The following is a 23,601-nucleotide window of genomic DNA, read 5'->3' as shown; positions in this document are numbered from 1 at the left end:
ATGAAGATATGGTATTATTATCCCTCTTCTGTCCGTTACTCAACGCTGAAAATATCATGAAGCGGGCACTACCGCATTATCTATTCAGAGATAATGACATATAAGCATGTAACCTTCATTAAGATGTTCTCTGCCAGACATTAAGTCTGATACCTATCAATGTCTAACCCTCGAACTTTGGTGCAGAAGACATACATTTCAAGTAAAAACTCCTATTCGATTCAAAATTAAGGATTAATAATTGAATAAATTTCAAGAGCTATCTCTTTTGATAGAAGCAATAGTTGATAGAAGTGACGATAGTCAGGTCCAGATACTAACACAAGCTATAAAGGATGGCATCGAATCTGGTGCTATCGCTCACGTTATCGAAGCTATACCAATCGAAAAGCGGGGACATTTATGGCGTTCTCTACCGCAGTCAATAAGTATCGATGTTCTTACCGATATGCGAGCTGAGGTTAGGTTATCAGTAATATCAACGTTGTCAGAAAATGAGTTGAAGCTAGTTCTCTCTAGGCTCGACAATTTATCGTTGATCGAATGGTCAGAAACACTACCTGATGACATTGTGAATGATGCTTTAGGTCTGATTGCACCGAGTGAGTTGGACCTATATACGCAAGCAAATACTTATTCGGATATACATATTGGAAGGTGGGCTAACAACAAAATCACGACGCTGCCATTTAACATAAGCATTGAAAAAGCAAAAATGTTGTTAGCAAGAAATAAAAAAGTATTGAGTCACATCTATCTAATTAACAGAAAGAAGCAATATAAAGGAATTGTTCGCTACATTGACATCATGTCTAACATAAATAATATTCGTTTGGACAAGTTGACTTTAGACAGTGTAACTGTAATTGATAGTAAGGTTGAAGTATTCGAAGCAGTTGAAGCTCTAGAACAGCACTCATTTCAATCACTACCGATTGTTGATAGCAGTAATAACATTTTAATTGGTGAAATCGATTGGAAGTTTGCTCTCGAGAAGCAAAGAGAGTTGTATGAATCTCGATTAATGGCTGGTACAGGTATGAATGAAGATGATGACTTATTTTCACCAATAGTCAGAAGCTCACAAAAAAGGGGGATTTGGTTAGGTATTAATTTGTTAACTGCTGTTACAGCTTCTGTTACCATCGGCCTGTTTGAAAATGTCATCACCCAAATCGTCGCATTAGCAGTACTCATGCCAATAGTAGCTTCTATGGGAGGAATTGCTGGTAGTCAAACACTTACTCTGATGATTAGAGCGATGGCCTTAGACCAAATAACTTCCGGAAATCGATTTGCATTATTAAAGAACGAATTGGGAATAGGAATTATTAATGGTATCTTATGGGCTATCGTAATAGGATCTATAACTTGCGTTTGGTTCGAATCAAGTACCCTCGGGATAGTGATATCACTTGCTATTGTGATTAATATAATATCAGCTTCTATATTTGGAGTACTCATACCAGTAGTTTTAGATAAGTTCAAACTCGACCCAGCTTTAGCGGGTTCTGTAATATTAACAACTATAACTGATGTTGTTGGGTTTTTCACCTTTTTGGGAACAGCAAGCATCTTTCTTACTTAGCAACAGCACTGTATATAGTTTAAAAGCCATATTACTATTTATGATTTCAAGTCATATGGAAAATTTTGCTACATTTCATCTTTAAATGCTTTCTAGCTCCTAACTTTTCATACTCGATAACTTGAAAAAGATTTTATGTCCTATCGCACTTTATTGTTACGAAAGACCAAGCCCAGATTGACCTTTGTACATATCCTTGCTTACGAATAGGTACCTTTCAAAAACGAATGAGAAAACTAACCATGACATATATTAAGTAGTGTCTAACCATATGGATGTGCTAAACAAATCTGTGACGTAACTTACTTTATAGATAGTGTACATTGCTTTTTTTAGAACTATAGTAGTTCTAGTACTTTGTTAATATTCAAAATTTGCCATACAAACATAAAGGTGAGTAAAATGCCTAACACTGTCGCAAAGGAAGGGTTCATACAGCGAAATAAAGTCTCCATTTCAGTGTTTCTTTCTTTGATCTTAGTCACTGCCGCTATGACATATGGGGCGTTGCGACTGCAGCAGCGCTATGCCTTGACTATTTTTAACACGTTGGCAGATAGGCAGACTCAATCCATAAAATTTTTTGTAGAGAATGATCTTGAATTTATAGGAGCAGGCGCTAATTTTTTTCAAACTGTAAGCCCGTCAAGTTGGCACAAGTTTTCGCGCTACTCCGAACAAATTGTTCGAGGTTCAAAAAGCTTGATAGGCTTGCAATGGTTGCAACGTGTAGAAAAAAATGATCTAAAATCCTATATAAAAAAAATGCGAGAGCAATATAAAAATTTTGACATTTATACAATTCCAAAAGGTCAGGATAAAAAAGAAGGCTATATTCTTAAGGATGATTCTCCTATATACGTTATCACTGATGTTTTTCCCAAAACTGAAGCAAATTTAGACCTGATAGGTTTTTACTCTTCAAGGGAACGCTTCGATCTGGTCATTCGTGATATTGAGAATAATTATAGACCTGCGATTTCTGATAACGTTAATCTACTGCAATATAGGACAAGTAAGACAACTGAACCAACTGGAATATTAGTCTATCACCCAGTTTTTAATAGCGAAAAGAAACGTTTATTAGGAGTAATGGTCGGAGTATTAAAAAGTTCAGTCTATTTTGAAAACCTAGTAGTTAAAACAGCCACAGAATCAGATCTACTAATTAAGGTTACTGATTTAGGTTTTGATGGGCATGATAGACCGACACTATTCGCAAGTAAAAACTGGGATTACGTAGAAAGCGAGCCATTGAGTAGGATAATCAGTCTCCCAAACCGTAACTGGCTTATCGAGTTCAAATTATCAAATTCAATCTCTACTTGGGATCGCACGATGCTTTATAGCATAGCTATTTTCGGCCTAACCATATCATTTCTTATCTGTTACATCGTTAACTTACAGATCAATGATAAAGAACGTTTAGCCGTAATGTTAGACTCAAAAACTCGTGAGCTAAAAGAAATGGCAGAAAAAGATTCATTAACTTACCTTTATAATAGACGTATGTTCAATTTACACTTAAGAAAATTCATTGATGGTTCAACTCCATTTAGCTTAGTTGGTTTTGATATTGATCACTTTAAAAAAATTAATGACGAGTATGGACATATCGCAGGAGATGAAGCGATTATACATATTACAAAAATGATTAAATCAAAGTTAAGGAAAAGAGACTTGTTCTATCGCACTGGTGGGGACGAATTTTGCATATTAACAAGGTTGGTACAAAAAGAAGATTTGGATAAATATTTGGAGTCATTAAGATTATCAGTATCTGAATCTTCTTTTGTAGTTCAAGGTTCTAGAATACCATGTACTATAAGTATTGGTGCGGCATCATATGCTAACGAGACCCCTGCAGACTTGTATCATAAGATGGATGAACAACTATATGAAAGTAAAAGAAAAGGTAGGAACAGCGTATCTATATTTACTGAGTAGCTACTGTTTAAAAATTTTAAACAGTAGCTTTCATATTTTAATTTTTACTCATCCTTCTTCTATTACAGAGAACTTAAAGTCATATAAAGCAAAGTAAAACTAAATCTATTTCTTAGTATTATGTTTTTGCTTTTTCATGTCATACGTTCTTTTTATAATCAATTGCTTTATTTCTAGAAATTCAGACAATGTTGGTGCGCCAACCTTTTTAAAAACTGCATATGGAGAATTAAAGTAAAGTCTTTCAAAATCATCATGATTAGACTTTTTATTAAAATTATTATTATCTTTCATGTAAACGCTCTGTAACTGTAACTGTAACTGTAACTGTAACTGTAACTGTAACTGTAACTGTAACTGTAACTGTAACATAAATTATTGATGATATTTTTCATAAAGTATATGTTTATCAACTATTCTCAATAATTAGAAGCCCTCTCATAAGAAAATAATTTTTCAATACTCCCAATGATATAGTGAGAATTTTTTATTTAAAAATTTCATTTAAAAAAGCAAACCTATCAATCTGGTCAACTCACAGGCTGAATAAATTATGATTTTAATTTAATAGTATTGCCATTAGTGTTCTCGACCTATTAAAACAGGTTTGTCTCGTAATTTAGACAGCGATCAAACCTCCGCAAATTAATCAGAACTTAAACAACGCATAGAGTTTCATTTACATCAAACCCTGCAGCTTATTCAGTGCTTTAATCATGGAGTAGATTTCACTAATCCCACCATTGGTGTCTCTACGACTTAGCCTCACGTCTAACAACTCGATGCAATACATGACTGTTTCGGAAAGAAAATGCTTGTAATAACTATATCGTGTTTTCCACTTCTTGTTGGAACTATATAGCTTTGGCTATTCACTGCTAAACAAGGAAGTATATTCTATCGATGCGATAAGCGAAACATCCCGCTTAATCCGTATGACGCTACGACAATTCCTTCTGTCGTAAGCAACAACTCGAGATATTTCGATGATTCGTTGGTATTTTCTCTTAAGTAAATTAGGAAGCACTTATCTTTCATTCGCATTAAATAGTTGTTACTGGTCCGTTAGGCCTGGTGCCGACTGATAGATGAAGCTTTCCCCGAACATTACGCCTTCCATCCCTCTACCTTGAGCCTTGGAACCTGTAGCATCAATAACCAGATGTTGTATCACACCTCTAGTTCTTATCTGAATTGAAACCTTAACCTGCTTAGCTCTTTAACTGAAGCAACTGTAGTGTGGACAGATATGATGAATTTTGCCCGACGCGGCCAGGGAATAGATAAAGACGCGTAACGTCCTCATAGGCACTGAAAAATTCATTTACCATAATGAAGACCAGATCGGCTATGCGATGAAATTTGGCATAGGGTTAGGATAGTTAACTGATGTAGCTGATCAGTTCGCCAGTTCCAAATTTGCTTCCATCGAACTATGCTACATACTCTATTAAAGCCTGTCATATTGTTGTTTTAAAGTTGGCTAAGATCATATCCATGTCTCTAGCTTGCTTTGTTATTTCGTTAACTTCAAGCAAGCAATCTTTCGCAGATTTTCTATTTTCTTCGGAAACACTGTTCAATTCTTTTATCGAATCGTCCACCTGAGACATTACTATGCCCTGCTCTTCTATAGCGGAAGCTATCCTCTCTGAGTTTTGTTGAATCATGATGACATCATCTATTATTTGTTGCAGGCTAACATCTAACTGTTGTGTCCCTGTTAGTGTCTGGTTGCCCTGCTCGTTGCAGTTGTTTATTTCATCTACAACACTAGACATCTGACTTTGAATACAAACTACAACACGCTTGATTTCCTCCGTTGATTTATGTGTTCTACTAGCTAGAGCTCTTACTTCATCGGCTACAACAGCAAAACCACGGCCTTGTTCACCAGCCCGAGCAGCCTCTATTGCTGCATTTAAAGCCAATAAATTGGTTTGTTCTGCGATTCCTTGAATGATTTCAACGGCACCACCGATTTGCTGCACAAATTCACTCAACGAAGTAATAGAGTTTTGGCTACTTGACAACCTCTCGGTCAACTCAAATACATTGCTTATTGTCGATTCAACAACTCTTCTTCCCTCAATTGCGTTATTCGATGCTTTATGGACACCTTCGACAGCGGTTGCTGTGCTATAGGAAATTTCGTTTATTGTAGCAACTATTTGTTCTACAGCCGTGCCCATTGATGCCGTTTGTTCCGTTTGAACATCAATTTGAGTTGTTAGTCTTTTGAGTTCTGAGTTTATAGCATCACTGCTTTCAAAAAGTGTTTGAGACTTCGATTTAGACTGCTTTGTCAAATTTTCAATCTTATTCAACAATTCGTTTAAATGGCTGCTGATGGTTGAAATTTCGTCTTTTCCTCGAGTTTCAGCCCTTAGGCTTATGTCGTTTTCTTCAGTGATCGCTTTAATTGTGATTAGGAGTTCATCAACACTATAGTTGATAGTCCGAGTGATCTTCCAAACCACAAAAGAGATGAACACTAAAAGGAGTACAACGAAGGATATACTAATCATCCTCAAACGAGCTTCTCGCTCGACATACGCACTTTTTAACAATGCTGAAAAGTCTTTAAATTGGGTTTCAACTCTATGGGAGGAAGACCTTGTCTTACCAAGCAATCCATTGTCAAAAGATAATCCAATAGTAGTTTTTTGTTCCACAATTTTTCTTGCCAGCTCGTTGAGTTGTGGGTTAACAGATTCTATATCGAGAGCATCAAATTCCCCTTTTTGAATTTTTTCATTGAACTTCATCAGTATCACGTACTTCGTATCTGTTACGAGCTTTAATTTTTCATTCAATAATAAATTATACTGGTCCAATAATCCTGAACTCTCTTCATTCTTTAGAGTTTGGATTGCTCTACTCAACTCCCCGAAAGCTTCAGAATAATCGATTAAACCAGTTTTCAACTTATCGCTGTTAGGCAGATTGTTTTCTTCAAGTATTATGTGTAATTTTTTTTCAATATCAAAAAATATTTTCACATTGCGGTCAAAAGACGCCACATAACGTGTCTCTTCTCTCAACAAAAAGTCTTTTTCATTGCGACGCAAATTAAGTAATCTTACTTCTAATTGTTCTACAAGGTTGATGGCGTCACTTAGATCTTTACTTTGCTTTAAAAAATATGATGAAGCTCCAAGCATCATAAGCAAACCAAATATCACCGTTGCTCCCAATAAATATAACTTCATTTTAATCGTCATTACTAAAAATCCTTTGAGTACTGAAATAAATCTTTTTGATAGTTGCTTTAAAACTCTGTATGTAAAATATGCTTACACTATCATAAGCAATAAGAGCATATCCCCATAAAATTATGAATAAATTCATTAAAAGCCAACTTATATGTCAACATTTTATAAATCACAACAAAATAATTTTATTGATGCGACAATTTTTTTTGTTGAAAAGTTCACTACATTCGTTTAATGAATTTCTAATGTCACTAAAATCCCAACATGGCATCGCAAATAAACGTATTTTGTCCAATTAATTAAGTAAAAAATAAAAATAACCACCACAATTTACACTATGTCATGCGATAGAAATAAACGTTAACATTTAACTTACTTTGTTTACACACTGTTTATTTAAATTCAATTGATAAAAAGAATAATTCATTTAATAACGGTCAGAATGGAGTTGTGAAATTGCCAATTTTTTTAGCTATATCTTATAATAAAAATGATGACATCATTGGGTCTGAAACCTTGTTTTCAAAAACATTGGAAGGCGCAAAACTTTTAGTGAGAAACCATAATCAGGATACAACTAAACGAATAGAGATTAGCTACTTAATAGGGAGACGACTATCAATATATACTCAAAAACATGGATGGATCGATACAACATAAAAAAACCTGGACTTTTAAAACGTCCAGGTAAACGCCAGTATATCTGTTGTTATTTTATGTGAAGTTTCATATTGTTCCGTATACAAGAAGACAATGTCAGAATAATGAAAAATCCTTCACTCCATTAGCTATAAGATATAATAATTTTGTTGAAAAATATTTTTTATCTTAACGATAAAAAATATTTTTAATTCTTTGAAAGAATTTCATTAAACTAGCGGCTATTTGTGTTAGTTTAATAAAATAAGCAATTCCACTATTTGTTGTGTGACCAGGGGTTTATTGCCCCTTTATTTGATGATTAATTTTCATCATATAACCTTGCACTGAATTAAAGGTGCAAGGTTCTTTTTCCAACAAGTGGCATATTTAATTCGTCGTTTTCTCGTTTCTTTTCCCACGCTATTAGCTTAGTTTATATAGCTAGCAGTGAAAAAATCTATTTTAATCAGATAAGAAGATTCGAATGTAAAACAAAATTTAGCAACTCAACAACTGCCCTGCTTCGACTTACTACTGCATAAAAAAGGAATTCCAAAGTAATAAAATGAAAATTTCAGATATCCAGATATTAATTAAGATCGCAGAACTTCAATCAATCACAGCTGCAGCTAAACATTTTGGAATCAGCGTATCTTCTGCTAGCGTGTCTTTGAAGCGCGTCGAAGCTGCTCTGGGTGTTGATCTCGTTGTACGTACCACACGTAAATTAAGGTTGACAATAGAGGGAGAACGTTTTATTCCAATTTGTAGTCAGGCTCTCCTTCTGTTACAAAAAGCTCAAAATACATTAAATGAAGAACAACATGAAATAAGCGGAGAAGTCCGTCTTGCAGTATCATCAGAAATGGGTAGAAATTTGATGCGTATACTGCTAGATAACGTAATAGAAAGCCACAACTCACTTTCTCTCAAGCTTTATGTGAGTGACGGTCGAGCAGACTTCTATAAAGATAATGTTGATGTCGCATTAAGGGATATGGTTCAAACTGAAGCGAATGAATCCAATTTATATGGATTTAAGATTGCCAATATACCTCATATCCTATGTGCAAGCCCAAGCTATATAGCAAAACAAGGTGAACCGATGGAACCTGAAGACTTAGTTTCTCATAACATTTTGCTTTATAAAATCGACGATGTTATTCATGATGGATGGGAATTATTAAAAAAGGAAACAAAACATAGAGTTAAGGTAAAAGGTAACCGCACTTCTAATGACAGTGATATAGTGCGTCGCTGGTGTGTAGAAGGCTTTGGAATTTCTAAGAAGTCCGCTTTAGACGTAGCGAATGATCTTTTAGAAGGTAGAGTCAAGCGACTAATGCCCTGTTATCAATTCCAATTAACTGAACTATGGTTATTACTACCTAGTCGTCAGTTGATTACGCCTTCGATTAGATTGATAAGGGATGAGTTGAAACAAGAGATTAAAAAAGTTAGAGAGAAGTTACTCGAAGAAAAAATACTGTCTTCCAGCGAATGGCCTTTGTAATACTAAGTTACATTATCCCTCACGTTCACTTAATAATAGAAGTCAGCTGAACAAACAAACCATCATTATATAAAGCACGATCTCTGTACGTGTCCAAGAAAGCACCTTAACAAAGATTTGCTACAAGAATACGAGAACCTTTGTAAGATAACTCTTGGGCACGAGCGCTCTAGTTACTACATGTCGCTCAGTGGATGTTTGAAGGAACAAGCCATCCAATTAATCGCTCATGCTTTACATTAACGAGCTACACATCTTTCTTTTTTTCAAAACATGGTCAACCTTTGATAAATTTAATTAATCCGATTTGTGACTATGCAACAAGGAAAACTAGACCTTAGTTACTAGGTAAACTCAAATCTTAGTATCTCGCTATTAAATCTATCAGCCTCCTAACTCGGTACGGGTACTTTTACAGAGTGCAACCGGAAGAGATAAGCACGTATGAAAAAATACAGCATTAGCTCTCACTCACATTCGCCAGAACTACTAACCATAAAATCAAGAGAATAACATTAAGTACAGTATAATTGTCTAAATCTTAAGAAAAAACATAGTATATTTGAAGATTATTGCCGGCGTTTACTAAGGTGAAAAGGGCGATTTATACTGTGTTGAAACAAGCGGAGACCATGTAAAGTAAAAATCGCCCTAAATTTAGGTGTTGTGAGAAAGTAATAAAGTCTAATTCCAAGTAATAAGGAATCATACTGAGTATTAAAGTATCACACTAGAAAGGTCGCGATCACATCGGACACCACCTTCTCTAAAACATTTATGCCAAAGCTTTTTGGAGAGTGAAAAGGATTTGTAGATATGACGAACAAAGAAAGTTACGCAGCTATATCTCTAACGAGGAGACATAACTGCTTATTAAGATAATAGACTAGAGCTATTTCACTTCGTACCTAAGTAGAACTTCATTATCCAAAACAACGTTTGTTGACCAAATGAAGCTAGCTCCAACACCACTGAATTTCTCAATAAAATTCATGTAAGATTTCTTGTTATTCACACCAATTTCGTCTTCCGAGTATTCAGTCGCTTGAGGCCATGAAACTGCATCAAAGTCTTGTGCCATCCAGTTACTTGGGGTTTCCCAATGGGCTGCATAAGCATTCTCACCGTTATCTGTACCTTCTGTAGTACAGCTCTCAGATAAACGTTTACCATCTACCTCACTCAGGCAACTCAAGTCGTAGATTGGCGCAGTATAAAATGTCTGCGCTTGCCAGTCAGAGCCGGTCACAGTACCGTCACTAAAGCTTGCGATAAAGCCACCATCACCTGGGTGAAATGCCTTACCACGATTATCTTCTGTACCTAAACCTAAGTTTTCTTCCCAATCAATTACTTTTACAGCAATTGTGTATGGCTTGTTTACTTTGAACTTTACAATACTAGAGTTAAACGGTGTGAAAGGTACAGTGTCTACAGCAACGAGCTGACCATTGATATATAGCTCGAAATAGTTGTCAGCAAAGATATAACCAGTGATCTCTTCGCCATCTTGATCAATCACAGCCACAGGTACAGAAGCTTCATCTACATCAGCTATGCTTTCAGGTGTGATGTTGGCACACTCTTCATAAAGATCGATCGCCTTTGGCGCTGTTGTGAAATGATTTTGAGCAGGGACTGTCCATACTTTGCCATCAGCATCAGCGATTTCACCGATGCCTGCAACACGGCTTCGACCATTAGCACATTCAAAAAGGCTTGCTTCTACTGTTTTTGCAAGTCCTTGAGTGATGCTAGCTGAGCCTTTGTAATCACTAATTGTTCCAGCTACCGTTAGATCGGAGGATGGTGAGCAACCAGCTAACAGCAAGGCGATAGAAGAAAGAGCGAATACTTGATTGTTTGTAGAAATCATAAATAAAAATCCAGTAGTAAGTATGAAGCTTAAGTGTAGTTTTTAGTCTCGACAAATCAATATGTTGAGTTACATAAATAGTTAGTGCATATATTAGGTTGTGTGCTGTCAATTACCGTAAGCGATGTGCAATTGACTTCGACTCCAAGCTTTCATATCTAATCCCTCGTAACTCACAAATGTCCGGAAACGCATTTCAAAGAGTAATGAAGACAATCATCATGATACGTCAATATTCAGTGGTAGCCCGGCTCAAATTTGGTTGTAGAAATTAGTATGAATATTTTTTGGGTTACTTGGCTGTTTAGTATGAAACTTTACTTCTCTCTCACAGTTATTCCGGACGAATTAAAAATTGAGTATCGCAACTTTCAGTATTCCAATGGGAATATCTAAACTACATTTGCTAATTTTTATTAGGTAATGGAATATGTTGTAACGTTATACCTTATGAAAAAATACAGGCCAATAAATAGTCCAACTATTCGTCGCTTGCAAGCTTAGAAGCTTCTAGGCTTTATTTATCCCTTCTTTCCTTGCTGTTATCAACGTTGTATTTATGATAAATAAGGTATCCCTTATGTGCTTTAAATGCCAATCCATATTGTCCTACCTTTCTCCTTCTTTTTCGTATTATGAGCTTTTCTAGTGAATCTGAAGATATTATTAGATTTTTAATTTTAATATTAAAATTAATATTATACTTATCTAGTTCCATATATATTAATTCAATTATAAAAGCCTTATGTAATCGATCTCTAGGTGTAGCAGGCAAGTTAAAAAAAGTCAAAATGATAGCTTACACCTTCAAATAGTACATATATGTTCGGCTCTATGGTTTTAGTTTCTTTACTATTTGTAATGGGGTGCTATCCCATCACTAGAGCATGTACTAACTAACCTATACTCAGCATAGTAAGCTAGCATCAATAACTTATCAGCATAGGTTTAAACCTTATTTATTTTTAGAGTCGTTAACACTATAGTTATAATTTACATTGATGATTGCACGATACTTTATTTCATAAGGCTCCTCTGAGTATTCTTCTACGTAACGTAAAAATTTTCCAACTATGTATCTCGAGAAAAACCTTGCCCGATAATGCTTAATCTTTTGTTAAGTTCTGCTTGAGACACATCTTCTAACTGGCTTATGAAGTCAAAACTTTCTTCATAAACTGTCGATTTATCAATAAAGTTGTTTTTAATTATTCTTTTTGTACCATCTTCGACATGACCCCTTGCAACGGTATAAAAAATAGCAAATGTTAGAGTTGTTAAATTTTTCAAATTTCCAACTATAAAGTAGCGATTAGTTGAACTTTAAATTTTTTAACATATCCATGTCTCTTTACTTAATTAAAAATATTAGATCTCACTTAATAATAAAATTTTTGTACAGTGCGTTTCAACAATATCCTATTCTTATAGTTTCCTTATTCACCTATTCAGGAAGTGATATTCGTTATGATAAAACTTTTTGTTAGTCTTAATACGATCCGAGAAAAATTCTAGAGCAGCCTTATTTTCTGGAGATAACCGCTCATATGTAAGATTTCTCTGTTTGCTTAATTCACTTTGTATTTGCTATTAGTACGAATATAAATTGTGGCTTCCGATTCCGTGTTATTCATTAGTTCATGACTAATACTACCTGTTGATTCAATATAACTACCTGGTGCAAGGCGTTGTGCTTTTTTCATATCATCAGAGTTGTATTCTATTGAGCCAGAAATAACTACGGCACGAAACTCTGTCGCTGTAGTTTCAATCGAACCTTTAAAACCTGCTGGCAACTTAACCATCGAACCACCTATACCAGTGGTGCTACCCCAAACATAAGTCGATTTCACATCTTCTACATTAATATCGTGTAAATCGCTCTTACCGAGCCAGACAATATTGTCTTTGTGTAGATTGAGCGGTCGTTCACCGTTATCAAATTGCTCTTTAGTTGGCTTAACTAAGTAAGGCCCCTCATCAATCTCAAGGTAGATTAGGTTCGTTTCACCGCTTGCCGCTGTTATGTGGTCTTCACCTGCAGGCTGTGTCCAATATGAACCAGTCGGCATCCACATCTTTACCGATGTTGGATCATCATTGTGCATCAGGCCCTTAATAACAATTCCACGGTAGGTAATGTTATGAATGTGCGGAGGTGACTCAAAACCTTTATTGAAACGTACCAGCATACCCGTTGCTGTATCAGTAGTACGGTCTCCCCAAAGGTCTGCTGCTCCTGGACTTAAAACTCCCCGCAGAGGGTTAAGGTAACCCCATTTGATATCACCTGCTGCCACAATTTTATATGTACCATTAGCCGCAAATGTTGGTGCTGAAAGCAACAACGCCGTTAGCGTAAGTGTTGATTTGGTGATTACATATTTCTTCATTTTGGTTTTCATCCCACAAGTTAGACGCATATATTGCTTATAGTTACATCTTAATTAAATACGCAAATGCTAAATTCTCTTTCGCAAAAATGTGGAAAATTTATTGTAACTTTACACAGACCTCCCAACATCCAAACGTGTAATGGCTCATGACTGTAGCCAATTGTTTCTCTATTCAAGAAATCGTATCTGAAACAAGCTACAGTAGGTCTGCATCAAGAATTTTTAGTTGATTCCTTTTGAATGCAATAGACTCTAGTCACCTCTCTAACATTTGTGAATGCGCATAACAAAAAAACACTTTCAATAGAAACTATAAGATCACAAGTTAACGAGACCATTACAATCATTAGATCTAAAGTCTTCGTCCGTTTTAACAGTTATTTAGGCCCGGGCCATAAATTAGATTTTTCAGTTCTGTGTAGGGTGCATCATTATTCTCAGAAAATTGCAAATGTTAAAAGAGTAACTGCTCAATTGGGGCAAAAGAACACAAGGTTTTCGCTCTGAAAACTAGAGAAACATTATGTTTGTAAATAATGACTGTATAGTCGAAGAAAAACTAAACGAAAGCGAGTGAGAACTTCATCAAATCATGGGTTATCAATGGAGCACACTAGCTCATTAAACGGCACATTGAACTACCAATACGACTTGTTGGATGGTGGCAGACTAACTACCTAGAAAAATCTGTCAAACCTTGAATCGGACAGTCACAGATTGCATCCAGATCAAACCAAAACACTATTTCATGCGACGGTTTTGTTGCCGGTTATAAGCTCTATCAATGACATTAGTCTGAGCATCATACGTCTTAGGCACTGGCTGCACTCCTTCCGCTTTCTTTTGGTCTATCAAACCAAACTGCACCTCTTTAACAGTGTAGTGTTTTAAGAAAGTATCTTTCTTCACAATTTGCTCAACCGTGGATTGTTCAAAACGGTTTGGCGACTTCCCGTTTATCGTTACTTGCAGCTTACCACTGAGCTTATCCCACTGATATTCGACCTCAAACTTAGCAGGCTTAAGCACCTTTTCTTTAAGCTGCGTATTCGCAGCTTCATGAGGCATGTGCTCTTTCGGTTCTGTTGCCGCTTCGCTTTTCGAGCGAGCGCTATCCATCGTTTCAACAATGACGTCACGCTTCAACTCTTCCTTGCGACGAACAAAATCCGCTTCCATCTTCTTATCTGCAAACACAATGTTTAAGTCCTTGCTCACAGCCACATCGATGACTTGATCTTTAAACTCCTTCGTACCATTGATTTTCACCACCCCAAACTTTTCAGCGGCTAGCGTTAGTGCGGCTGCGGTATGGTTAATGTCCGCTTGTTTGCTATGCATAACGATCTTTTCACCGTCATCACGAAATATCTTATCGCCGGTGTTCTTGTCAGAGAAGTCCACATATCGCTTTGTATCGTTCTTGCTCGCGACTAGGTCGTTCATGGTCAACGTGATCTGCGCAGCAGTCTCTCTCGCCTTCATGATGCGCTTAGCGCTCTCGACGGCGCTAAAGCTCTCGTTAGCTGAAACGATAGCATTGTCTTTTGTTTCCGGCGCGCGGTGGCGCTCTAGTTCATGTAGTGCCATAGGTAACTCTCCAATGTGCTCTTTGCGTTGCAAGTGTTTGAGCAATCGGATGGACTCATCGAGTGGGTTCTTTTTACCCCAACCTAGAGTAACTCTATTGCTGACAAACACGATGGAATTGACGGCTTGTTGCTCTTGGCGAACTCGTTGCTGTTGCGCAAGTTGCTGCCTCTGCTTGCCGTAAGTCGTCTTTAGAATTTCTTTGGTTTCATCCCAACTCAGCCCCATGTATTTTGTGCAGAAGTCGCTGACGTTATAAGCTCGCGTTTCAGCTTTTATCCGCCCAGAACCATCTTTGGCATTAAAGTGGCTGTACTGGTCTTTGACTAAACCATGAGAGTCGGAAAGGTGAGAAAGCAAGCTTTCGGCCTTTAGGTTTTGCCTGATAGTGCGAAAGCGACCGAGTTCGCTTTGCTCTTGCTTATTTTCTTGGAAGGTGTCGAACAATTGCGTCACGTAGCTCTCGCTATGTTGCGCCTTGGCTTTGATGCGCTTGATAGTTGCCAGTGTCGCGTTCGGTGAAGGCTTTCGGTAAACCGAAAGTCGAATTACTCGTCGTCGAGGTTCATAACCAGCCCGTCGCAATTGAGGACTTCGACTGGTTTGTTTGACTGCCAAATGATTCGATGCATTATCATGCAATAGTTCTGTAGAACGACTTCCCCGTTTTCGTCCTGCTGTAGCCACATTGAGTTCGGACATACTTGGCAACCCGTTGGGGATGTCGGTAAATCCTCTGGGGATGCCTCGTTCAACACCAGGCTTTCGATCACGCGCCCGTCTGCTCGTTGGAATATTCCGCTGGCTTGCTCCGGTGCTAAGGTTGTGTTGTCGGTAATATCGCACTCGTTGCTCATTTAAAAACTCCCCTTTTAGTTGGGTTGGCAGCGCCTTGTATTGCTCGCGCAATTTGGGAGCTGCTTGGTGAATGTACTTGACCTCATGTGACTTGCTGTTGACCCACTCATCAACCAAGCGGTTCACCTGCTTTTCGCTCGGCTTTTCTCGTTTGAGTGTTCGATGCTCGATAAACTCAGGGCGAAAACAACTGTCCGTTAAACGAACATTGCGCGTTGAGCCGTGAGGTTTGATTTTGAGGTATTCATCCGGCTTTCCGGCCTTACCTATCGATACTTCACCATGCTTCGCGAGTTCTTCTTTGAAAGCGGCCATAGTGGTGATGTTTTTGTCTTGGATAACGTCAAACAGATCAGACTTGAGTTTGGCGTTCGCACCTTTGAAGTTGTCACCTTTGTAACGCGCTAACAATTTTCCATTGTCTATGTTAAATAGCCTTTGATTATCTCTAGGAGATACGAAGTTATGCTTATAATTAATTTTCTCTTGGATCGCTTGAATATAATTCTCATGCGATTTGTAGAAGCCAAATGGGTTTAAATTCTTATCATCGAGCAAATTTTTCTTAGGTATGACAACGTGAACATGAGGAAAACGCTCTACTACTTCCCCTGTGCTCTTATCTTCGTAGGACTTAATTTTTGGAACATGAACTTCAGCATAAATATTAAATTCTTCGCTGACATACGCCGCCATTAATTCTGTTTTAAACTGCTCGTAAACATCTCTTATCACTTGCTCGCCAATATCTTTCTCAGCAAAACTCAAAGTAATATGAAAATAATTTTCAGGTTTATCTGTTTTCGCCATCGTTTTAATAATGGTATCGGTAATAGATAAATCCCCATCAATACAAATACGCTTATCTAAATGGTCGCGGTGCATTTCGCGATCGGACTTCATTCCATCGCGCAAATACTCTGCAATGCCATCCTTACCACCACGAACTCGAACTAACATTTATCCATGCCTTTTTCAAAAGTAGAGCGAACACCAATCAACTCATTCATGACTTTCAGGTAGTTCCGCTCACTAACCACTTCACCACGGTAAGCTTGATTTAGCTTCCTAGCGATTTGGTTGATGTTGTTCGAGGTTTTGTTGGCTAGAAAAACCATGCGTTTTTGAGCATCAGTTTCCTTAACTGAGCCGCTCACTTCCACCATATTATTCTCGTTTGATAAAATAACTTTTCGAAAAAGCTCAGCCTTTTTTATGTCAAATTTTTCTATCACGACTTTAAACGGTTTATATTCAGAAGGTGTTAGTCTTGTTTGAATATGAATAGTGGCACTTTCTTTTTCCATAATTAAACTCGTAGAGTTTCAGGGGTTCAAAGGGATATTATCCCCTTGGCACGCGAATGTATACATTCGGCAACGTGCCTATGGAAATATAAAAGACCCGAAACGGGTCTTTTACTTTCACACATTCACTAGTCTTTTTTCACATATTAAGTTAGAACTATCACAAGACAAGCATTTAATTATCACTGTCTAATCATACTTATATCACTGTTTTATCACAGAGAGGACTTATGTACTCAGAAGAAACGCTTAATAGGCTTGTGCAGGATATTAAAAATGACTTGGATAGCAAACTCATGACTACGCAAGGTGTATTCTACAAGTACATTCCCAAATTAATTGCGTTTAAACGAAACGGGTTTAGTTATTCAAAAATATATGAGCACGGTCAGTTCAGCATTGGTAAATCACATTTCTACAATTTACTTCATAAAGCCACGATGCAGACAATCGAAAGCAATGAAGTTCAACAACAACCAGACACAGCGAGCGAAGACATTAAGCGAAGCACGCTGAAGTCAAAACCACGAACTAACTTTTCTGATTCGGACTGGAAAGCAATTGGTATTCACAATGAATATTTAATCAGCGTCTTGCAAGAAACCGACCTCACACCAGAAGAAGTAAAAAGTTGGAACTGCCCTAACCAAATTCAACTGAGTACGCGAATCAATGAATATCGTATGCGTAAAATGAAGAGGAAATAAACATGTACTTAAATATTGCTGTCGTTAACAACTCTGGCAACGTAGGTAAATCTACCATCTGTGACATCCTGTTAAAACCAAGACTACAAGGGGCACAGGTTGTCAAAGTCGAAACCATTAATTCAGATGGTACGAACGACGAAAAAATCTCAGCAGAGCAGTTCGAAGACGTACTCAATAAAATGGATGAGCATGATTGCTCAATCATTGACGTTGGCTCTTCCAATATCGAAAACTTTTTATTGAAAATGCAGGAGTTCAAAAGCAGTCATGAAGATATTGATTACTTTTTAGTCCCTGTCACCCCATCCAACAAACAACAAGTGGACTCTGCTACTACTATTCAAAATCTAATGACTCTTGGTATAGAGCCTGAACGCGTTAAAGTTGTCTTCAATATGGCAAATAAAAAACTGGCCGTAAGCAAAGAGTATGCAGAATTTTTAGGTGGTATACCTTCTGGTATTTCATTATCAGAATATCCTGTCGTATTCGAATCCACCGTGTTTGATTTGCTCGCCAAAATTGATCGCCCATTTTTGGACGTATTAAATGACAAAAGAGATTACCGTTCATTAATTCGCCAAAGTGAATCAAAAGAAGAACGCAGCATTCTCTCGTTTGAGCGTTCGGCGCATCGCCTCGTCAATGGGTTTAATGATGAGTTAGACCAAGCATTTTCTGCGTTAAAGCTAATCTAAGGGGGACAACATGAACAACCTTGCCCAAATAACCAAAGAGCTCACCCTTGATGAGCTCCACGAACTACGAGAAACAGTTCTTGCGTTAAGTGAAGCATTGAAGCTCGTTCCAAGCGAGTTTGATGCCTCGTTCCAGCAAAAAATCAATCGCCTCCTAGATATCACCAGTGAAGTTGAACACCACAGCAGGCAACTAAGAACTGGTATCGAGCATTCCCAGCAAGCATTTCACAACTCACTCCTACAAGATGTGAGAAAGGAGTCTGCTCAACAATTGATAAACATCGAAAAATGTATCTCGAACAAATTGAGTGGCTATATTCCGGTAAATAAAGGATTCTTCTTCACCGCCTTACTCGTCAATGCGGTGTTTATTGGCAGTATTCTAGGCGGCGTGTTCTATCTATTAGCGTTCAGACAATGAGTGCGCTATTTGATTACCACATATCCACAATCGGCAGGAGATTTTTCCTAGCGGTCTCCTGTCTTCCTCATATGGATATGTGTTAATCATTAGGGTCCATTTACATAAATGACGATACCCGCACGGTTTTAAAACCACATGAATAGATATTTAGAAAGGGAAAGCTTTAAAATAATATCGGGTGCTCTTGGCTTGCTGCCATGAGCATTTCTCTGAGTAGTATTTGTGAATGGTAGAAAGTACAAAGCCCCGAATGAACTATAAATTCAAACGAGGCCGTGTATGTATCTGAACAGTACAAATACTAGCCTCTTTGCCACAAGGAGGCAACGAAAAATGCCAAAAAGTAAAACCGCCTTAGCGGGATTAACGGTAATTTGTATCACCGCGTTGGTGGGACTATGGATAGTCCGAGATTCACTGTGTGAAGTGCAATACAAGGATGAGAACACCAACTTTCTGGCCCGCTTCGTTGTCTACGAAACGGTGAAGTAAGCTCGACAGAGAGAGGGGTTACAGGAGCCCCTCTCTCTGATTCAGTGCTGTCTAGATGCAGGTCAAAGAGCACCCATGTAATTTATTTCCTTCATGAAACCTATACAGGGATGACCATGGATACTGTTTTGCAAGTCAAAGTTACAGATATAGTTTTGGGTGTGATCTCACTAATTGCGGCCATCGCCGCGGTCATAAGTGCCATTCCAACCGTGAAAAATTGGCTCCCCCCGAAGCTTGCGAAAAAAGAAAAAGACATCCTGCTGCTCGCGATAGACGATAGCTTTCCTAATACGATCTGTTTTGTTTGTGGTGCTGGGAAAGCGTATGTCCAAACACCTTATAAAAATCTCTCGAATATTCCAGTGGAAAGTGAAATTTCAACATTGGTAAGTAAAGGGTTACTCATTCACATTGATTCTGAGCTAATACAAGGGCTACTGAACCATAAAGTCATTTGGTTAATGTTGACGGAGAAAGGGATCAGAACGGCAAAGCGTATTCAGCACAAAGCCCAATCTTGATAATTGTGGAAACATTGCTAGCAAAGAAGCCCTACCAATGGCCCCTCTTCCTAATAAGCCAACTCCAGTAGCACTGACTACAAGCCCATAAAAGAATTTCACCTCTAGTAGCGCCATAAATAAGAAAGTGCACAACCTATTCTTCTCTTGTATTTTCTCATTCAACACTCCTACCTCCTCACGTCTACAGTCACGCTTGGCGTTCAAACCTTAAATGACACTAGTTGCATACATGTGGATTAAGCACTACCTTCTTTATAACCAGAAAGAACAAATTCTGGCTAATTAATTAGTTTTATATATAACAAATGCAACAACACCGTTGGACTAGGAGAAAAACACATGACAAAAATTCACAACAATGAATTCACCTTCAATATTGAAGGGCTCTCGGAAATTTCTTTTATCGAAAAAGAGCACAAGATAACAAAAGGTCAGCCGTATGAGGGGGTTAGCTGTAAAGGGAACACGCTTGTCGTGAAAGCAGGACGACACAACTCAGGTGATGTTGCGAAATGGTTTCTAAATAGCGCTAAAGAGCGCGGGGTAATAGCGAAAACATTCAATGACGAAAAGCCAGAAGCTCTAAACTTTGCAGTGCGTGGAACACTATTACTTCATATAAAAGGGGTTACATATACTTTCGATGACTTCGTTATAGGCCAAGGGCATTTTGAGTTTAACAACAACTGGTGGATTGGCTCTAAAGAAATGTTTGGTGTTACATGGGACAACGTAAACCAACAATATGCTGAGCAACTAGTTCAAGACTCGTTAAGTGTAGCATCCAGCATCATTTCTGAAGACCCAGTAGGTAGCGTTATTGATAGTGCGAAGCTCATCGTAGACGTGCTGAACAAACGTAAAGTGGGCTCTGGAAGCATAGCGGCACGAACGAGTGAATCGACGACTGCTGTTGGGCTATTCTTGTTCCAAATGGACAATTCTCAAACCAATGTAACCATGACTGGCCGCTATTCACACCCTTAGTGCCTCTTCTTGTAGAGTGATGCTAAGCGCTTACTACTGCTAGCCATACTCACTCAGACACACAGACCAAAGACGAACAAATGAGCTTTGGTGACTGGTTCATAACCAAAGCTCAAAAACATTCTATATCGGAGAACAACATGGCTGACGTAAGCACAAAAAACTGGATGAGTGCACTAGATAAAAACTTAACACTGGACAGTATTTCCATGCCGGGGACTCATGATTCAGGGACTCAAAAAGCCCTTAAAGGGGGAGCTAGAACACAAAACTTTGGCATTTATGATCAACTATCGGATGGCATTCGTTTCCTCGACATTCGTGTGAAACCAAACGGTCCAGAACTTGACCCTCTAAATATTTACCATGGTGACTTTAGTTGCGGCATTTCTTTCGGTGATGTTCTAAATGATTGTTTAAGGTTTCTCTCAGAAAACCCAAGTGAATCCGTCGTTATGCTTATGAACGCCGCGACAAATAGTGATAAAGACATTCAAACAAAATTCGATGAATACCTTAAACAAGAGAAGTACAAACATCTATTTTACTTAGAGCCACGAATACCGGCGTTGCATGAAGTCCAGAGCAAAATTGTTTTGTTAAGACGTTTTGATGGCGATGAAGGTATCGATCTATCCAATGGGTGGGAAAAGAATGCAACCTTCACTCTGACAACGCCCGAAAACCAAGTGTTCCAAATAGAAGATGAATACCAGCAGCACGATACTCACAAGAAAATGGCTACCGTACACTCCTCAATAAACGGAGCCATGGGGACACCAAATGATAACGCTGTGCATATTACATACAATAGCATCTCACTTGGGGGACACTCACCTTATCAATACGCTTGGGGCGGCGGTTTCGGTAAAGTAGATCCGAAGATGAATCCAGGACTAACGGAATTCTTAGCTGAACAACAAAAGGGAAATAGGTTTGGTATTGTTGTTCTAGACTTTTACAACAACGAAGAAGGTCATATAGATAACAGAAATGCCGAACTGATTATCAACACCAACTCGGGAGTTGACTTAAAAAATGGCGAGTGTGCAAGAAGTTCATCTACCATTAAAGAAGACCATTCTTACCTAGTTTAAAGAATGTATGTCAACTACCTAGGCGGCAGTAAATACCTTATCCATCTCGCATTCTTCTGTTCACCTAAGGTGTCACATCAAGGTGGGGCTTGTCCCCGCTTGACCAATATGAATCACATCAACACGATTTAAATCATCAGTATATGTTAAGGCACCCATATAACATTTCGATACAGCTCGAGAATAACACTCTAGTGTCTGACTAATTATTGGACAAAAGCTTCTTAGGTTGGTTGATATTAGAAATAATTAAGGTAATGTTTTATTTTTAACCATCTCCCTAATGATATTGAAAATATTTTATTATACCAGATTTTAATATTGGCGTGATCTAATCCAACACATTAGATAAATGTTACCTGAATAAGAACAACAGCATAAAAACGACCCAAACCGAACATGTTTCTATAATTTTTTTACTATTAAAATCAGCCTTTCTTTAAATATTGGAATAACCATAACCAATGTAGAGACGGAAAGTGAATATTTCAGACCAAATATATCTGTCATCTGACCAAAAAAGAAAGATCCTATCGTCATAGCTAAGTACATAAAAGTGTATGATATCGATATAGTTAAACCTATGTTTTTTCTATCTCTACCCATACGTTGAATTTCTCTATTAATAATAGTCACCTTTATCGACCATAAGAAACCGAAGATAGCGATAGAAAAGGATGTGATTATATTTGAGTAACTCACAAATAAGTTAGTTATTAAGATAGTTAAAGACAAGATAATTGTTATTAACTCATAATTAAAGCTATTCATTTTAATCGATGATACTTTCTCCTTAATTAAAAATGCGGGTATTGCACCAAGAATCATGAGAGACATAAGTAATGATTGGTATGACTTATTTAAGCCTAGTTCATGTGATGATATATAAGGCATTAATGACCATAAAGCACTACCACTTAAAAAGAGCATCACAGAATCAAATAAACAATTTTTATACTCATGACTCATGATGTTTTTATTATAAATACTTCTATTTTTTTCCTTTACCCTCACCCTTTCCATTTTGCAATTGATTGATTTGATTGATATTATTATCGTTATTGCCACTGGTATCGTAATTATTAATAATGACTCAAAAAATCCTAAAATAGAATATAAGTATCCAGATATTAACGTCCCTAGTATTCTTACAATAGCAAGTGATATGCTATTTATACTTGCTGAGGTATTCAGCTGACTCGCATCGATAATACTGGCAATATATGATTGCATTGCAATCACTCTTACTGCTGTAACCGAAGAAATGAAAAAAGTTATTATTAAAATAAATTGTATAGATTGGAAAAATTGCATTAAATAAATAAAAAAAGCGATAGATAAATTTGATATGAGTATTATTTTATCCTTATCGTATTTATCGCTAATGATACCTGATGCAATACTAAATAAAGCTATTGGAGCGTTAATAGATATAAATGCCATCACGCCAATTGAAGCTGAGTTTGAATATTCAACAAGCAACAGCATTATCGAGGTATTAAAAAACCATATCGAAAAGTTACCAACTATATTATTAATAACGGCTAACTTATATTTTTTATTCTGCTGTAAAGGTGTAACTAATAAACAATCATTCATTTGGCATTCCTTGAACACTGATTTGTCACGAAGCCCTATAGTCTATGCTGAAGGTGCTTTCTTAGTGATCAGGCTTACCTAAATTCACTCAGCAATAGCTACCTCCAGCCAAATATGAGATGACTGATGGTT

General features: G+C 37.4%; 18 protein-coding genes. 10 read left to right on the top strand and 8 right to left on the bottom strand.

The features are described 5' to 3' along the window. Positions 1-241: 241 nt before the first annotated feature. Both C1S73_RS16195 and C1S73_RS16190 read left to right on the top strand, forming a co-directional pair. Positions 242-1,588, top strand: a complete 1,347-nt coding sequence (locus tag C1S73_RS16195) for a magnesium transporter (protein ID WP_038869295.1) — start codon at positions 242-244, stop codon at positions 1,586-1,588. A gap of 402 nt (positions 1,589-1,990) precedes the next feature. Beyond that, complete coding sequence (locus C1S73_RS16190) at positions 1,991-3,535, top strand: sensor domain-containing diguanylate cyclase (RefSeq protein WP_038869294.1); 1,545 nt, start codon at positions 1,991-1,993, stop codon at positions 3,533-3,535. A gap of 105 nt (positions 3,536-3,640) precedes the next feature. Here C1S73_RS16190 and C1S73_RS16185 read toward each other — a convergent pair whose 3' ends face one another. Continuing rightward, positions 3,641-3,829 carry a hypothetical protein gene (locus C1S73_RS16185; protein WP_167391655.1) on the bottom strand — a complete coding sequence of 63 codons (189 nt, stop codon included), beginning with the start codon at positions 3,827-3,829 and terminating at the stop codon, positions 3,641-3,643. Between the two features lie 1,166 nt (positions 3,830-4,995). Beyond that, positions 4,996-6,759 (bottom strand): methyl-accepting chemotaxis protein, encoded by a 1,764-nt coding sequence (locus C1S73_RS16180; RefSeq protein WP_038869292.1) that lies wholly within the window; start codon positions 6,757-6,759, stop codon positions 4,996-4,998. A 1,198-nt stretch (positions 6,760-7,957) separates the two neighbouring features. On the opposite strand from C1S73_RS16180, the gene C1S73_RS16175 reads away from it, so the two are divergent. Further along, positions 7,958-8,905, top strand: coding sequence for a LysR family transcriptional regulator (locus tag C1S73_RS16175; protein WP_038869291.1), 948 nt, complete (start codon positions 7,958-7,960; stop codon positions 8,903-8,905). Between the two features lie 892 nt (positions 8,906-9,797). On the opposite strand, the gene C1S73_RS16170 is transcribed toward C1S73_RS16175, so the two are convergent. From C1S73_RS16170 to mobC, 5 genes are all read right to left on the bottom strand, one after another. Then, the gene (locus C1S73_RS16170; protein WP_038869290.1) at positions 9,798-10,781 is read right to left on the bottom strand and encodes a hypothetical protein; all 984 of its coding nucleotides are present in this window, start codon (positions 10,779-10,781) and stop codon (positions 9,798-9,800) included. Positions 10,782-11,852: 1,071 nt separating this feature from the next. Next, entirely contained in the window at positions 11,853-12,071 is a 219-nt protein-coding gene (locus C1S73_RS16160; protein WP_102778958.1) for a hypothetical protein, read from the bottom strand. A gap of 278 nt (positions 12,072-12,349) precedes the next feature. Continuing rightward, positions 12,350-13,174: a DUF4437 domain-containing protein gene (locus tag C1S73_RS16155; protein ID WP_208623400.1), complete on the bottom strand. Its 825-nt coding sequence runs from the start codon at positions 13,172-13,174 to the stop codon at positions 12,350-12,352. Positions 13,175-13,918: 744 nt separating this feature from the next. Further along, entirely contained in the window at positions 13,919-16,585 is a 2,667-nt protein-coding gene (locus C1S73_RS16150) for an LPD7 domain-containing protein (RefSeq protein WP_038869288.1), read from the bottom strand. Continuing rightward, complete coding sequence (gene mobC / locus C1S73_RS16145; protein ID WP_038869286.1) at positions 16,579-16,932, bottom strand: plasmid mobilization relaxosome protein MobC; 354 nt, start codon at positions 16,930-16,932, stop codon at positions 16,579-16,581. The genes C1S73_RS16150 and mobC overlap by 7 nt, the downstream gene beginning before the upstream one ends. A gap of 230 nt (positions 16,933-17,162) precedes the next feature. Here mobC and C1S73_RS16140 point away from each other — a divergent pair, with 230 nt between their 5' ends. The 7 genes from C1S73_RS16140 (at position 17,163) to C1S73_RS16110 (ending at position 21,870) form a co-directional block, all read left to right on the top strand. Next, a complete protein-coding gene (locus C1S73_RS16140) occupies positions 17,163-17,639 on the top strand; it encodes a hypothetical protein (protein ID WP_038869284.1) in 477 nt (158 codons plus the stop codon). 2 nt (positions 17,640-17,641) lie between these two features. Further along, positions 17,642-18,340 (top strand): StbB family protein, encoded by a 699-nt coding sequence (stbB, locus tag C1S73_RS16135; RefSeq protein ID WP_038869282.1) that lies wholly within the window; start codon positions 17,642-17,644, stop codon positions 18,338-18,340. Positions 18,341-18,350: 10 nt separating this feature from the next. Then, positions 18,351-18,764 carry a hypothetical protein gene (locus tag C1S73_RS16130; RefSeq protein WP_038869280.1) on the top strand — a complete coding sequence of 138 codons (414 nt, stop codon included), beginning with the start codon at positions 18,351-18,353 and terminating at the stop codon, positions 18,762-18,764. A gap of 282 nt (positions 18,765-19,046) precedes the next feature. Further along, positions 19,047-19,259, top strand: coding sequence for a Hok/Gef family protein (locus C1S73_RS16125; protein ID WP_373863212.1), 213 nt, complete (start codon positions 19,047-19,049; stop codon positions 19,257-19,259). 116 nt (positions 19,260-19,375) lie between these two features. Next, a complete protein-coding gene (locus C1S73_RS27795; RefSeq protein WP_038869276.1) occupies positions 19,376-19,783 on the top strand; it encodes a hypothetical protein in 408 nt (135 codons plus the stop codon). A 342-nt stretch (positions 19,784-20,125) separates the two neighbouring features. Then, a complete protein-coding gene (locus tag C1S73_RS16115) occupies positions 20,126-20,773 on the top strand; it encodes a hypothetical protein (protein WP_038869274.1) in 648 nt (215 codons plus the stop codon). Positions 20,774-20,913: 140 nt separating this feature from the next. Then, positions 20,914-21,870 (top strand): phosphatidylinositol-specific phospholipase C, encoded by a 957-nt coding sequence (locus C1S73_RS16110; protein ID WP_227740544.1) that lies wholly within the window; start codon positions 20,914-20,916, stop codon positions 21,868-21,870. Between the two features lie 405 nt (positions 21,871-22,275). On the opposite strand, the gene C1S73_RS16105 is transcribed toward C1S73_RS16110, so the two are convergent. Then, positions 22,276-23,469, bottom strand: a complete 1,194-nt coding sequence (locus C1S73_RS16105) for an MFS transporter (protein WP_038869270.1) — start codon at positions 23,467-23,469, stop codon at positions 22,276-22,278. Between the last annotated feature and the right edge of the window lie 132 nt (positions 23,470-23,601).

Source organism: Vibrio jasicida 090810c (assembly GCF_002887615.1).
GTDB lineage: Bacteria > Pseudomonadota > Gammaproteobacteria > Enterobacterales > Vibrionaceae > Vibrio > Vibrio jasicida.
This window is presented reverse-complemented; position numbering and strand designations above follow the sequence as displayed.

What these genes read in the sequence shown, in the direction of transcription:
- C1S73_RS16190 (WP_038869294.1), top strand. Translation starts at nt 1,991, where the DNA reads ATGCCTAACACTGTCGCAAAGGAAGGGTTCATACAGCGAAATAAAGTC.
- C1S73_RS16185 (WP_167391655.1), bottom strand. Translation starts at nt 3,829, where the DNA reads ATGAAAGATAATAATAATTTTAATAAAAAGTCTAATCATGATGATTTT.
- C1S73_RS16180 (WP_038869292.1), bottom strand. Translation starts at nt 6,759, where the DNA reads ATGACGATTAAAATGAAGTTATATTTATTGGGAGCAACGGTGATATTT.
- C1S73_RS16175 (WP_038869291.1), top strand. Translation starts at nt 7,958, where the DNA reads ATGAAAATTTCAGATATCCAGATATTAATTAAGATCGCAGAACTTCAA.
- C1S73_RS16170 (WP_038869290.1), bottom strand. Translation starts at nt 10,781, where the DNA reads ATGATTTCTACAAACAATCAAGTATTCGCTCTTTCTTCTATCGCCTTG.
- C1S73_RS16155 (WP_208623400.1), bottom strand. Translation starts at nt 13,174, where the DNA reads ATGAAGAAATATGTAATCACCAAATCAACACTTACGCTAACGGCGTTG.
- C1S73_RS16150 (WP_038869288.1), bottom strand. Translation starts at nt 16,585, where the DNA reads ATGTTAGTTCGAGTTCGTGGTGGTAAGGATGGCATTGCAGAGTATTTG.
- mobC (WP_038869286.1), bottom strand. Translation starts at nt 16,932, where the DNA reads ATGGAAAAAGAAAGTGCCACTATTCATATTCAAACAAGACTAACACCT.
- C1S73_RS16140 (WP_038869284.1), top strand. Translation starts at nt 17,163, where the DNA reads ATGTACTCAGAAGAAACGCTTAATAGGCTTGTGCAGGATATTAAAAAT.
- stbB (WP_038869282.1), top strand. Translation starts at nt 17,642, where the DNA reads ATGTACTTAAATATTGCTGTCGTTAACAACTCTGGCAACGTAGGTAAA.
- C1S73_RS16130 (WP_038869280.1), top strand. Translation starts at nt 18,351, where the DNA reads ATGAACAACCTTGCCCAAATAACCAAAGAGCTCACCCTTGATGAGCTC.
- C1S73_RS16125 (WP_373863212.1), top strand. Translation starts at nt 19,047, where the DNA reads ATGTATCTGAACAGTACAAATACTAGCCTCTTTGCCACAAGGAGGCAA.
- C1S73_RS27795 (WP_038869276.1), top strand. Translation starts at nt 19,376, where the DNA reads ATGGATACTGTTTTGCAAGTCAAAGTTACAGATATAGTTTTGGGTGTG.
- C1S73_RS16115 (WP_038869274.1), top strand. Translation starts at nt 20,126, where the DNA reads ATGACAAAAATTCACAACAATGAATTCACCTTCAATATTGAAGGGCTC.
- C1S73_RS16110 (WP_227740544.1), top strand. Translation starts at nt 20,914, where the DNA reads ATGGCTGACGTAAGCACAAAAAACTGGATGAGTGCACTAGATAAAAAC.
- C1S73_RS16105 (WP_038869270.1), bottom strand. Translation starts at nt 23,469, where the DNA reads ATGAATGATTGTTTATTAGTTACACCTTTACAGCAGAATAAAAAATAT.